This window comes from Desulfovibrio sp. (assembly GCF_034006445.1).
GTDB lineage: Bacteria > Desulfobacterota > Desulfovibrionia > Desulfovibrionales > Desulfovibrionaceae > Desulfovibrio.
On sequence record NZ_JAVESS010000002.1, the window covers coordinates 448,884 to 461,111 of the forward strand.

General features: G+C 59.6%; 12 protein-coding genes and 1 pseudogene. All 13 read left to right on the forward strand.

Going from position 1 to position 12,228, the window contains the following annotated elements; genetic code table 11:
- Positions 1-211: 211 nt before the first annotated feature.
- The 13 genes and pseudogenes from RBR41_RS04655 to RBR41_RS04715 all read left to right on the forward strand — a co-directional run bounded on the left by RBR41_RS04655 (position 212) and on the right by RBR41_RS04715 (position 12,179).
- Complete coding sequence (locus RBR41_RS04655) at positions 212-808, forward strand: BMC domain-containing protein (RefSeq protein WP_320351421.1); 597 nt, start codon at positions 212-214, stop codon at positions 806-808.
- A 26-nt stretch (positions 809-834) separates the two neighbouring features.
- Complete coding sequence (locus RBR41_RS04660) at positions 835-2,313, forward strand: aldehyde dehydrogenase family protein (RefSeq protein ID WP_320351422.1); 1,479 nt, start codon at positions 835-837, stop codon at positions 2,311-2,313.
- A 58-nt stretch (positions 2,314-2,371) separates the two neighbouring features.
- Positions 2,372-4,918, forward strand: a complete 2,547-nt coding sequence (gene cutC / locus RBR41_RS04665) for a choline trimethylamine-lyase (RefSeq protein WP_320351423.1) — start codon at positions 2,372-2,374, stop codon at positions 4,916-4,918.
- A 98-nt stretch (positions 4,919-5,016) separates the two neighbouring features.
- Entirely contained in the window at positions 5,017-5,949 is a 933-nt protein-coding gene (cutD, locus tag RBR41_RS04670) for a choline TMA-lyase-activating enzyme (RefSeq protein WP_320351424.1), read from the forward strand.
- A gap of 26 nt (positions 5,950-5,975) precedes the next feature.
- Positions 5,976-6,239 (forward strand): annotated as a pseudogene (locus tag RBR41_RS14595) (BMC domain-containing protein); the annotation flags it as partial.
- A gap of 363 nt (positions 6,240-6,602) precedes the next feature.
- Positions 6,603-8,183, forward strand: coding sequence for an acetaldehyde dehydrogenase (acetylating) (locus RBR41_RS04680; RefSeq protein WP_320351426.1), 1,581 nt, complete (start codon positions 6,603-6,605; stop codon positions 8,181-8,183).
- A gap of 76 nt (positions 8,184-8,259) precedes the next feature.
- Entirely contained in the window at positions 8,260-8,547 is a 288-nt protein-coding gene (gene eutM, locus RBR41_RS04685; RefSeq protein ID WP_320351427.1) for an ethanolamine utilization microcompartment protein EutM, read from the forward strand.
- Between the two features lie 79 nt (positions 8,548-8,626).
- Positions 8,627-9,307 (forward strand): phosphate propanoyltransferase, encoded by a 681-nt coding sequence (locus tag RBR41_RS04690; RefSeq protein ID WP_320351428.1) that lies wholly within the window; start codon positions 8,627-8,629, stop codon positions 9,305-9,307.
- Positions 9,308-9,309: 2 nt separating this feature from the next.
- Positions 9,310-10,131: an ethanolamine utilization protein EutJ gene (gene eutJ / locus RBR41_RS04695; RefSeq protein ID WP_320351429.1), complete on the forward strand. Its 822-nt coding sequence runs from the start codon at positions 9,310-9,312 to the stop codon at positions 10,129-10,131.
- A gap of 9 nt (positions 10,132-10,140) precedes the next feature.
- Entirely contained in the window at positions 10,141-10,797 is a 657-nt protein-coding gene (locus RBR41_RS04700; protein ID WP_320351430.1) for a hypothetical protein, read from the forward strand.
- Between the two features lie 7 nt (positions 10,798-10,804).
- Positions 10,805-11,092 (forward strand): EutN/CcmL family microcompartment protein, encoded by a 288-nt coding sequence (locus RBR41_RS04705; protein WP_183720685.1) that lies wholly within the window; start codon positions 10,805-10,807, stop codon positions 11,090-11,092.
- Between the two features lie 3 nt (positions 11,093-11,095).
- Entirely contained in the window at positions 11,096-11,644 is a 549-nt protein-coding gene (locus RBR41_RS04710) for a BMC domain-containing protein (RefSeq protein ID WP_320351431.1), read from the forward strand.
- Positions 11,645-11,837: 193 nt separating this feature from the next.
- The gene (locus RBR41_RS04715; RefSeq protein ID WP_320351432.1) at positions 11,838-12,179 is read left to right on the forward strand and encodes a hypothetical protein; all 342 of its coding nucleotides are present in this window, start codon (positions 11,838-11,840) and stop codon (positions 12,177-12,179) included.
- Positions 12,180-12,228: the final 49 nt, after the last annotated feature.

Consider the following 12,228-nt stretch of genomic DNA (forward strand, 5'->3'; position numbering starts at 1 on the left):
CGCCTGTAAATTCAGCCCCATATTTTGATTGTTTAATCAGTTTGTTTTAGATTTTCTGCTTTTTTCCTCCTCCGACAAAAATCTTTTCAAACAAAAAAATGAAAAGGGCTTGACTTTGCCCTACAGGGGAAAGCTTACAACTTAAACAAGCACTATTTTCACTGCTGTCAAGAATGGCTTGCGGCACAAATACGAAGAGCATGGAGCATGTATGCAGTATGCAGGTGAGGAGGCAATGGGCCTCATTGAGACGCTGGGCATGGTGCCCGCCATCTATGGCGCGGATTACATGCTCAAAGCCGCGAACGTAGATCTTCTGGCCTACGAAAACGTCGGTTCCACCCTCGTAACCATTATGGTGAGGGGAGATGTGGCGGCCGTGCAGGCGGCCGTGGCCGCCGGGGCCGCTGCCGCTGCCAGCGTGGGCAAGCTCACGGCGCAGAACGTCATGCCGCGTCCCGTGCGCGGCGTGGGCGGCATCGCCATGGCCCACGCCCTTGATTCCGTGCCTGAAGACGATCCTGGCCTGCGCTCGCTGGGCATGATTGAAACCTTCGGCATCATCTATCTTATGGAAGCGGCCGACGCCATGATCAAAACCGCCGACGTGGAACTCATCGGCTATGAAAACGTGGCCTCCGGTTACTGCTCGGCTCTGGTGCAAGGCGATGTGGCGGCTTGCAAGTCCGCCGTGGAAGCCGGGGTCAAGGCCGTAAAAAATATGGGTGCAGATGTGTACAGCTCATGCGTCATCCCCACGCCCCACCGCCAACTGGTCAGACTGGTGCGGCGCTACGCCCTGGCCTAGCAGGGCACAACTACGGAGCCAAAAGCATGATCGGCGACAAGGACCTCATTTCCATACAGCAGGCGCGTATTCTGGCTGAAAACGCCGCTGAGGCGCGCAAAAAGCTGGCCGCCATGTCGCAGGAAAGCCTGGATGCCGCAGTGGAGGCCATGGCCGACGCGGTGGAATCCCACGCCCAGTCCCTTGCCGTCATGAGCCATGAAGAAAGCGATTGTGGCCGCTGGCAGGACAAAATGGTCAAAAACCTCTTTGTCTGCCGCCGCGTGCGCCAGAGCCTGCGCGGCATGCGCTGCGTAGGACGCCTCAACGATCCGGTGCAGGAAGGCGTGTTCGATGTGGGCGTTCCCCTGGGCGTCATCGTGGCTCTTTGCCCCGTGACCAGCCCCGTGTCCACCGCAGTCTATACTGTACTGCTGGCCATCAAGTCCGGCAACGCCGTCATACTTTCCCTGCATCCCCGCGCCGTGGACAGCATGCGCCGCGCCCTTGATATCATGATTGCCGCCGGGCTGTCCCAGGGCCTGCCCGAAGGGGCCATATCCTACCTCGATATCGTGGCCAAAAGCGGCACCGAAGAACTTATGTGCCATCCCGAAGTGGCCCTGGTCATGGTTACAGGCGTGCTCGGCATGTTCGAGGCCGCCAGGGCGAGCGGCAAGCCGCTCATCTACGGCGGCACGGGCAACGGCCCTGCCTTCATCGAGCGCAGCGCGGATATCCCCGCCGCCGTCAGGCACATCATTGCCAGCAAGACCTTCGACAACGGGCTGGCCCCCTCGGCGGAGCAGTGCGTCATTGTGGACGGCTGCATTGAACGTCAGGTGCGCCGCACGTTTCAGGATAAGGGCGCGTACTTCATGAGCGACGACGAAGCGCATGCCCTCTGCCGCGTGCTTTTTTACGAAGATGGCCGCCGCCACCGCCACATGGTGGGCCAGTCCGCCGAAGCCCTGGCCGCCAAAGCCGGCTTCGCCATTCCCGCCGGAACAAGCGTGCTCATGGCCGAACGCAAATATGTCGCAGGACGCGACCCTTACATCAGGGAACTGCTTTCGCCCGTACTTGGCTACTATGTGGAGCCGGACTGGATGCACGCCTGTGAAAAATGCGTGGAACTGCTGCTGCAGGAACGCCACGCCCAGACGCTGTCCATCCACAGCCGCGATGAAGAGGTCATCAGCCAGTTCGCCCTCAAAAAACCCGTGGCGCGCCTGCTGGTGAACACAGGGGCGGCCTTTGGCGGCATGGGAATGACAACAAATCTCACACCAGCCATGACCCAGGGCAGCGGTCTGGCGGGCTACGGCATCACCTCGGACAGTATTTCGCCAATGAATCTCATTTACCGCAGAAAAATAGGCTATGGCGTGCGCGATTTCGCCCCCCTGGCGGATCTTGCCGCCCAGTCCGCCCCCGACCGGGGCGCGACCAGCAACGAGCAGAACTACGACCTGCTCAGGCGTGTGCTGCGCGAAGCACTGGGTGCTCTGCCCCAGGCCCGGTAGCCCGGGTCGAAGCCAGATGCCCAAGGCCACTCTGACTGCACAATATGGAGGATACAACGTGGATCTTCATGATTTTTCAAGTAAAATAGCCGAAGTAACAAAGAGTCTTTCACCCCAGGAGCGTGAGCAGCTGCGCAAGATTTTCGCCACTGCCACCCTGCCTTCGCACAATACTGCCTCCACTGCGGTTCAGGCGGCTCCCGCCGCCCAGTCCGGCCCTGGCGTGCCTGAAGGCCCCACCCAGCGCCACGTGCTGCTGAAAGAAAATTACCTCAAGCAGGTGCCGCGCATCACCATTCACCGCGCGCGCACCATCACCAAGATTGACAAGGAAAACCCCGGCATGCCGCGCATCCTGCTGCGGGCCACGGCTTTCCGCCACTGCTGCGAAAATGCGCCCCTGGTCATTCAGGATCATGAACTCATCGTGGGCGCTCCCAACGGCGCTCCCCGCGCCGGGGCTTTTTCGCCCGACATTTCCTGGCGCTGGCTGCGGGACGAGATGGACAGCATCGCCACCCGCCCCCAGGACCCCTTCCATATTGCTGAAGAAGACAAAAAAATCCTGCGCGAAGAAGTCTTCCCCTACTGGGAAGGCAGGTCCGTGGACGAATACTGCGAGGCGCAGTACCGCGAAGCCGGCCTGTGGGAACTTTCGGGCGAATCCTATGTGTCCGACTGCTCCTACCACGCCCTCAACGGCGGCGGCGACTCCAACCCCGGCTACGACGTCATCCTGATGAAGAAGGGCATGCTGGACATTCAGCGCGAAGCCCGCGAACACCTGGAGCATCTGGACTACGAACGCCCTGAGGATATCGACAAGATTTACTTCTACAAATCGGTCATTGAAACCACCGAAGGCGTCATGATCTACGCCCGGCGCATGTCCGAATACGCCGCCCAGTTGGCCGCCCGCGAAAATGACCCCAAGCGCAAGGCCGAGCTGCTCAAGATTTCAGAAGTCAACGCCCGCGTGCCCGCCCACGCCCCCACCAACTTCTGGGAAGCCATCCAGTCCGTATGGACGGTGGAATCCCTGCTGGTGGTTGAAGAAAACCAGACCGGCATGTCCATCGGCCGCGTTGACCAGTACATGTACCCCCTGTTCAAGGCCGACATTGAATCTGGCCGCATCACCCCCTACGAGGCCTTTGACCTCGCGGGCTGCATGCTCATCAAGATGTCCGAAATGATGTGGCTGACCAGCGAAGGCAGCTCCAAGTTCTTCGCGGGCTACCAGCCCTTTGTCAATATGTGCGTGGGTGGCGTCACCCGCGAAGGGCGCGACGCCACCAACGAGCTGACCTTCCTGCTCATGGATGCGGTGCGCCACGTTCGTATCTACCAGCCTTCGCTGGCCACCCGCGTGCATAACTCCTCGCCGCAGGAGTACCTGAAAAAGATCGTTTCCGTCATCCGTTCCGGCATGGGCTTTCCCGCCGTACACTTTGACGACACCCATATAAAGATGATGCTCGCCAAGGGCGTGAGCATGGAAGACGCCCGCGACTACTGCCTCATGGGCTGCGTGGAACCGCAAAAAGCCGGGCGTCTCTACCAGTGGACCTCCACCGCCTACACCCAATGGCCCATCTGCATCGAACTTGTGCTCAACCATGGCGTGCCCCTCTGGTACGGCAAGCAGGTCTGCCCCGACCTCGGCGACCTGAGCCAGTTCGACACCTATGAAAAGTTCGACGCCGCCGTCAAGGAACAGATCAAGTACATCACCAAATGGTCCAGCGTGGCCACGGTCATTTCCCAGCGCGTTCAGCGCGACCTGGCCCCCAAGCCGCTCATGTCCATCATGTACGAAGGCTGCATGGAAAAAGGCCTTGATGTGGCCTCCGGCGGCGCCATGTACAACTTTGGCCCCGGCGTGATCTGGAGCGGTCTTGCCACCTATGCGGACTCTATGGCCGCCATCAAGAAGCTTGTGTACGACGACAAAAAATACACCCTGCAGCAGATGAACGAGGCCCTCAAGGCCAACTTCGAGGGTTACGACGCCATGTTGGCCGACTGCCTTGCCGCGCCCAAGTACGGCAACGACGATGACTACGCCGACAGCATCGCCGCCGACCTCGTGGCCTTTACCGAACGCGAACACCGCAAATACAAGACGCTCTACTCCGTTTTGAGCCACGGTACGCTCTCCATTTCCAACAACACGCCCTTCGGCCAGCTGCTCGGCGCGTCAGCCAACGGCCGCAAGGCCTGGCTGCCGCTTTCCGACGGCATCAGCCCCACCCAGGGCGCGGACTACAAGGGCCCCACGGCCATCATCAAGAGCGTGTCCAAGATGTCCAACGACAACATGAACATCGGCATGGTGCACAACTTCAAGCTTCTGCCGGGCCTGCTGGACACCCCCGAAGGCGAACAGGGCATCATCACCCTTATCCGCTCGGCCAGCATCCTCGGCAACGGCGAAATGCAGTTCAACTATCTGGACAACAAGACCATGCTTGAAGCCCAGAAGAGCCCCAAGGACTACCGCGACCTTGTGGTGCGCGTTGCCGGTTACAGCGCCTTCTTTGTGGAGCTGTGCAAGGACGTGCAGGACGAAATCATCAGCAGAACAGTACTGCGCCACTTTTAGAATTCTGGCGCAGGCCGCGCCCCCCTGTTCTCGTGGAGGGGGCGCGGCCCAAAAGACAGCAATCGTGAAACGACAGGACAGACGGCAAGGGTAGCACCGTGATCGAAAGAAAAGCCAAAATTTTCAACATACAAAAATACAATATGTATGACGGTCCGGGCATACGTACACTGGTTTTTTTCAAGGGTTGTCCCTTGCGCTGCCAGTGGTGTTCCAACCCTGAAAGCCAGACCCGCCGCTACGAAGTCATGTTCAAGAAGGACGTGTGCATCAATTGCGGCGCCTGTGTGGCCGTCTGTCCCGTGGGCATCCACAGCATGACCAACGCCGGTGCCTGCCACGTTGTGGACAGGACCAAGGATTGCATAAACTGCGGCAAGTGTGTGCATGCCTGTCCCGAAGCGGCCCTGGCCATAGCCGGAGAACAGAAGGGCATTTCAGAACTGCTTGAAGTGGTGGAACAGGATTGGCTTTTTTACGAAAACTCCGGCGGCGGCGTCACGGTGGGCGGTGGTGAACCCCTGGCGCAGCATGAGGCTGTGGCAAACCTGCTGCTGGCCTGTCGGCACAAGGGCATCCACACCGCCATGGAGACTTCGGGCTACGCCAAGCTTGACGTGGTTCGCGACATGGCAGATGTGTGCGATATTTTTCTCTTCGATATCAAGCACATGGACGCAGACAGGCACTATAAACTCACCGGCGTGCGCAATGAGGTCATCCTGACCAACCTGAAGTGGCTGCTTGAAAACGGCTGTAACGTGAACATCCGCATGCCCCTGCTCAAGGGCTATAATGATGACGATGCCGAAATACACGCCGTAGGCCGTTTTTTGACCGGGCATGCCCACAGAAAAAATTTCAAGGGCATCGACCTGCTGCCCTATCACAAGATGGGAGTGAGCAAGTACGCCCAGATCGACGTGGAGTATCCCATCAAGGACAATCCCGTTCTGGACGACACCGACTTGCAGCGCATTGAGAATATTCTCAAAGGCTACGGCCTGGCCGTGAAGGTCATCAAACACTAATCGCGGTCCAAATTCAGGAGAAAGCCATGCTGGCACTGGGACTCATAGAAACCAAGGGGCTCATAGGAGCTATTGAGGCGGCTGACGCCATGCTCAAGGCGGCGGATGTTCGCCTGCTGGAAAAATCCCTGGCAACCGGCGGTCTTGTGACCATCACCGTAGCTGGCGAGGTTGCCGCCGTGCAGTCGGCGGTGGATGCGGCGCGGGCCTCCCTTTCCCGTATTGAAGGGGTCGTGTGCGTGTCCTGCCACGTCATTCCCCGTCCGGACAGCGGCCTTGGGAGCATCCTGCTGCTGCAACCTGGCGGCCAAAGTCCGGCGGCTCCGGCCAGCGCGGCCCCTGCCGCCGCCAAAAATGCGGCCTGGGCCAAAACCATTGAAACCGAAGCCATTGAAATTGTGGAAATAGTGGAAGAAACCCCTGCCCCCGCAGCCCCGATAGGAGGCGCGAAGGCCGATACAGGAACAAAGGCAGCCGCCCAAGAACAGGAAGCCTATGATCCCGAAAAATGCAAAACCATGAGCATGAACAAACTTCGTCAGCTTGCCCTGACCATGAAGGTTGATCTCAGCCGTGAGCAGATCGCCTCAGCCAACAGGCAAACCCTGATGAACGCCATCGACCGGGCGGCACGGAAGGAAAAGGAGTAAAACATGGTTGATAAGGATTTACTCTCCATTCAGGAGGCCCGCGCCCTTGTACGCGCGGCGCGCAAAGCTCAGCCCGAATTCGCGCAATTGAGCCAGGACCGCGTGAACGAGGTTGTCAGGGCCGTTTCCGAGGCCACTGCTGCCCAGGCTGAAACCCTGGCCAACATGGCTGTTGAGGAAACCGGTTTCGGCAAGCCCCAGGACAAAAAGATCAAGAATCTGCTGGCCAGCGAAAAGGTCTATGCCTGCATCAAGGACATGAAGACCATAGGCGAACTGCATTCCGACCCGGTCAGCAAGATTGTGGAAATCGCCGTGCCGGTGGGTGTCATTGCAGGCATCGTGCCTTCCACCAATCCGACGTCCACAGTTATCTACAAGTCGCTTATCGCGCTCAAGGCGGGCAATGCCATTGTCTTCACCCCGCACCCCAGCGCCCGCAACTGCATCGCCAAAACCGTGGAAATCATCCAGAGCGCCCTGCGTTCCTGCCATGTGTCCCCCGATCTTGTGAGCAGCATCAGCATGCCTTCCATTGAAGGCACCAATGAACTCATGAAGATCAGCGACCTCATCCTGGCCACCGGCGGCCCCGGCATGGTCAAGGCTGCCTACAGCTCAGGCACGCCCGCTCTGGGCGTGGGCGCTGGCAACGTGCCTGCCTACATCGAACGTACCGCCAATGTTGAAGACGCCGTGACCAAGATCATGAGCAGCAAAACCTTCGACAACGGCACCATCTGCGCTTCGGAGCAGTCCGTCGTCACTGATGCCTGCATTGCCGACAAGGTGCGCGCCACCATGGAAGCTCAGGGCTGCTACTTCCTCACGGGCGACAAGCTCACCAAGGTCAAGCAGGTTATGGAACGCGGCAACGGCAGCATGAACCCCGCCATCGTGGGCCGCGACGCTCTGAGCATCGCGCGTGTCGCTGGCATCGAAGTGCCGCAGGGCACCCGTCTGCTGGTTTCCGACGAAAAGGGCGTTGGTCCCAAGTATCCCTTCAGCAAGGAAAAGCTCACTGCCCTGCTGGGATTCTATGTGGTTGAAGACTGGCGTGAAGCCTGCGAACTGTGCATCGCCCTTCTGCACAACGGCGGCGTGGGACACTCCCTGGCCATCCATTCGCAGAATGAAGAAGTCATCCGTGAATTCGGACTCAAAAAGCCCGTGTCACGCATGCTTGTGAACACTCCCTCGACCCAGGGAGCCGTGGGCATTTCCACCGGCCTCTTCCCCTCCTTCACCCTGGGCTGCGGCGCGGTGGGCGGCAGCGCAACGTCCGACAACGTGACGCCCCTGAATCTTCTTAACGTGCGCCGCGTGGCCTATGACCTGCACTCGCAGGGCTGCTCGTGCGCAACCCCCGCCTCGTGCGGCGTTTCCACCGTGGCGGGCATCTCCCCCTCTGGATCTCCGGCGGGGGGCTATCCGCCTTCCGCCGGACTTTCAGGCTGCTGCCACCACGGCGCCAGCCATGAGGCCGTGGTGGCCCCGCAAGCTGCCGCAGCAGCGGCCGTGGGCGGTCTGGACATCAACGCCGTCACGGAAATGATCGTGGCGGAACTGAAAAAAGTTTTATAAGCCCCGGCCCGGCCACGCCGCAGCCGCCAAACCAGCAATTAAAAAAATTATTGTAAAAATCTAAGGAGATACCGCTATGACCAACTCATCCAACGCCCTTGGCATGATCGAAACCCGTGGCCTCGTCGGCGCTGTTGAAGCTGCTGATGCTATGGTCAAGGCCGCCAACGTTACCCTTATCGGCCGCAGCCAGGTGGGCGGCGGACTTGTCACCGTGATGGTGCGTGGCGACGTGGGCGCTGTGAAAGCCGCCACCGACGCTGGCGCTGCCGCTGCCAAGAAAGTAGGCGAGCTCGTGAGTGTGCACGTCATCCCCCGCCCCCACAGCGAAGTAGAGATGATTCTGCCCCACCGCGAAGGCTAGTTTACCCCTTACCCCCCCACACCCGATCCCGGCGGCGACGGATTCCCTACCCCGTTCGCCGCCGGGCGGTGGAGCCGAAATGAATACGCAGATGAACGAGCAAGTCCTTAAAGATATTCTGGCTGGCGTGGTGCGCAAGGTGCTGACTCAGGAATGTGCAAGCTCCCCTGCCGCCACAATGAATGCCGGGCCCATTCCGGTAGAAATTTCCGCCCGTCACGCCCATTTGAGCGTGGCCGACGCCATGACGCTTTTTGGTGAGGCCCTGCGCCCCGACAGGCCGCTTTCGCAGCCTGGACAGTTTCTGAGCACCGGCCGTGTGCGCCTCATCGGCCCCAAGGGCGTTATGGATAACGTGGCCGTGCTTGGCCCCTCCCGCAGCACTTCGCAGGTTGAGATTTCCCGCACGGACGCGCGCTCCCTTGGCATCAATCCGCCCGTCCGCCAGAGCGGTGACATTGACGGCACGCCGGGCATCATCCTGGCGTCGTCCACAGGCATTGTGGGGCTGGAATGCGGCGTTATCGTGGCTTCGCGCCACATCCACATGCACACGGACGACGCCCGCCGTTTTGGCCTCAAAGACAAAGATATGGTCGATGTGCGGCTTGAAACCGAACGTCCTATGATTCTGGAAAACGTGCTGGTGCGTGTCAGCGACGACTTCAAGCTGGCCATGCATATTGATGCCGACGAAGGCAACAGCTCCGGCTGGAAGCCCGGCACCAACGGAACCATCATCGGAATGAGCAGAGGCTAGATATGGACTTTACCGCCGCTGACAAGCTTATGGATACCCTTGAGAAATGCCGCAAGAAGCCCCGCAAGGTCACACCTTCGGAGCCGCTCTATGTAGGCGTGGACCTCGGCACGGCCTATATTGTCGTGGTGGCGGTCAATGCCAAAAAACAGCCTGTGGCGTGCGCCATGCGCTTTGCCCAGGTGGTCAAGGACGGCCTTATCGTCGACTACACGGGCGGCCTGCGCATTGTGCGCGAGCTTACCGAGGAACTGGAAGAAAAACTGGGCCGCAAGCTTGAAAAAGCCGCCATCGCCGTGCCCCCCGGCACCAGTGAACGTGACTGCGCCACCCACCGCCATGTGGCAGAAGGCGCAGGCTATCAGGTTACCGCCCTGCTGGACGAGCCCACGGCGGCCAACAGCGTGCTTGGCGTGCGCGACGGGGCCATTGTGGACATCGGCGGCGGCACCACAGGCATTGCGGTGCTTGAAGACGGCAAGGTCGTCTATGTGGCTGACGAGGCCACTGGCGGCACCCATGTGAGTCTTGTGCTGGCAGGTAACTACGACATCAGTTTTGAAGAGGCCGAAGACCTGAAAAAGGACAAGGCCCGGCAAAAAGAAATCCTGCCCGTGGTGCGGCCCGTCATTGAAAAGATGGGGTCCATCATCCACAGGCATGTGCAGGGGCGCAACGTGTCGGCCCTCTATCTGGTCGGCGGCACCTGCTGCCTGCCCGGTATGGAAGAGATCATCCAGAAGTACACTGGCGTGCCCACGTTCAAACCTGCCAACCCTTTTTTAGTGACGCCCCTTGGCATCGCTCTCAACTGCACGGACTAGCGATCAGACATGGAAGCCAACGCAAAAAATATTGCCGTTAATCCTGAACGGCCCACGCAAGCACTGGACACGCAGTCCCTTGTGGACGCGGTGGTGCAGCGCGTACTGGCAAAGCTGGCCTCTACCCCTCAGAGTGTCCAGCCTGCCAGCGGGCCGGTGGTTGAAATTCTGGCTCCGGCTGACGAAAAACTGAGCCACGAAGTTTCGGCGCGCCTGCCTGAAGCGCGGGTACGCTTTGAAACATCGGGCCAAACTGAAGAAGCGGCATTTTACGTCTTGCCGGAACTGGCCTGTTCCGACATGGCAGATCTGGCTCAGGGCAGAGCCTCAAGCCTTGCCCTGCGCAAGGTGCTGGAACTTCTGCTTCAGGGCAGGGAAGTGCGCGTGCTGGGCTTTGCCTACCGCGCCTACGCTGAAACGGCTCCCTATGCCCTGTTGCAGCTGTATGAAGGTTACGAGGCCGCGCTTGCCAATTTTGGCCTGACAGAGCTTGCCCCGCCTGCGGCGGACGCACGGCTGCGCCAGAGCCTTGTAACGGCAGAACATGTGACCGAGGCCGCCAAGACAGGCGCGCAGACCCTGCGCGTACCCCGTCAGGCGGTGGTAACGCCCCTGGCTCAAGAGGCAGCGGCCAACCACCATATGACCATTTTGAAAAATCTGTAGGTGTCACATGCTTATAGGCATTGTTGTCGGTAACGTCTGGGCTACCCGCAAGGAAGATTCCCTCAACGGGCTGAAGCTCATGGTCGTGCAGCGGCTTGATCTTGCCCACAACAAGCTGGCTGAAAGCTTTGTGGCGGTTGACTGTGTGGGCGCGGGCATTGGCGAGCGGGTGCTCATCACCACTGGCAGCTCTGCCCGCAAGGCGCTTTACAATCAGGAATCGCCCGTTGACGCCGCCATAGTGGGCATTCTCGATCAGGAAGAAATGATGGGCAAAAAGCCGGAGAGCGACTAGGTCATGGATACTCTTGGCATTGTGGACAGCCGCAGCATAGCCGCCGGAGCCGAAATTACCGACGCCATGCTCAAGGCCGCGCCCGTTGCTCTTATAAGGGCATCGGTGATCTGCGCCGGACGCCTGATCATTCTGGTGGAAGGCGACCGCGAAGCGGTGGAAACGTCTGTGCGCGCCGCCGAGGCCACGGGTTTTCATCTGGCCGGGCGTTACGTCATTTCCCCTGTTTCGCCCCAGGTGCAGGCAGCCCTGCGCCGCCAGCCCGCACAGCTCGCTGGCAGGGCCATGGCCGTGGTAGAATGCCGCAATGCCGCCGACGGCATTATGGCCGCTGACATAGCCGTTAAAAAGGCCGACGTCAGCCTGATGCGCCTGGTCATGGGCCAGGGCATTGGCGGCAAATCGTATTTTGTGCTTACGGGCGATGTGGCCTCTGTGCGCGAAGCTGCGCAAGCCGCCGCCGACGCGCTGGGCAAGAGTTTGCAACAGATGGTGGTCATACCCCAGCCCGATGCGGAACTTATAAAGGCATTTACAGGCACGGGCCACTAGAGCAGATTAACTTTGAGAATATACATTCTCAAAGTTAAAGGCACGCTCACTTCGGCGTTTAACCGCGCAGATAAACTGCGCTTACGCCTCCGTAGCGAACGTCTGCTCACGCAGCCGTCAGAGCAATTTAAAAGTTGAATTGCTCCAGGGCGGCTACCATAAAACCCGCCCCGCGCGGGCCTGAGAGGTACTTATGAGCAAGACTTTGATAACTGTGGACAATCTGCAGGATTATGTCACCGGCAACCGCCTGACAATGGACGGTTCCAAAATACTTACTGCCGGAGCCCGTGACGAACTGACCAGACGTGGCATTGAAGTCACCTGGGCCGACGCCCCGGCGGAATCCTGCTGCGGCTGCGGTTGCGGCGATCACAAGGCTGAAAACGCCACTGCCTGCCACAGCCCGGAACAGGAAGAACTGCTTATTGGCGTGGCCGCCATTATCAAGCAGCACTACAATATTACCGACCCCGAAGAGTTGAAAAAGGTCACGCTGGAAACCGTGGCCGCCATCAACGGCGGGTTCCATTAACAGTAGGGCGTTCCGGGTCAACAACCGGCGCTAAAAATTCCGGCGCGGC

Excerpts from the sequence above, each read along its gene's own strand:
- RBR41_RS04655 (WP_320351421.1), top strand. The coding sequence starts at position 212 with ATGCAGTATGCAGGTGAGGAGGCAATGGGCCTCATTGAGACGCTGGGC.
- RBR41_RS04690 (WP_320351428.1), top strand. The coding sequence starts at position 8,627 with ATGAATACGCAGATGAACGAGCAAGTCCTTAAAGATATTCTGGCTGGC.
- eutM (WP_320351427.1), top strand. The coding sequence starts at position 8,260 with ATGACCAACTCATCCAACGCCCTTGGCATGATCGAAACCCGTGGCCTC.
- eutJ (WP_320351429.1), top strand. The coding sequence starts at position 9,310 with ATGGACTTTACCGCCGCTGACAAGCTTATGGATACCCTTGAGAAATGC.
- RBR41_RS04705 (WP_183720685.1), top strand. The coding sequence starts at position 10,805 with ATGCTTATAGGCATTGTTGTCGGTAACGTCTGGGCTACCCGCAAGGAA.
- RBR41_RS04710 (WP_320351431.1), top strand. The coding sequence starts at position 11,096 with ATGGATACTCTTGGCATTGTGGACAGCCGCAGCATAGCCGCCGGAGCC.
- RBR41_RS04700 (WP_320351430.1), top strand. The coding sequence starts at position 10,141 with ATGGAAGCCAACGCAAAAAATATTGCCGTTAATCCTGAACGGCCCACG.
- RBR41_RS04715 (WP_320351432.1), top strand. The coding sequence starts at position 11,838 with ATGAGCAAGACTTTGATAACTGTGGACAATCTGCAGGATTATGTCACC.
- RBR41_RS04680 (WP_320351426.1), top strand. The coding sequence starts at position 6,603 with ATGGTTGATAAGGATTTACTCTCCATTCAGGAGGCCCGCGCCCTTGTA.
- RBR41_RS04660 (WP_320351422.1), top strand. The coding sequence starts at position 835 with ATGATCGGCGACAAGGACCTCATTTCCATACAGCAGGCGCGTATTCTG.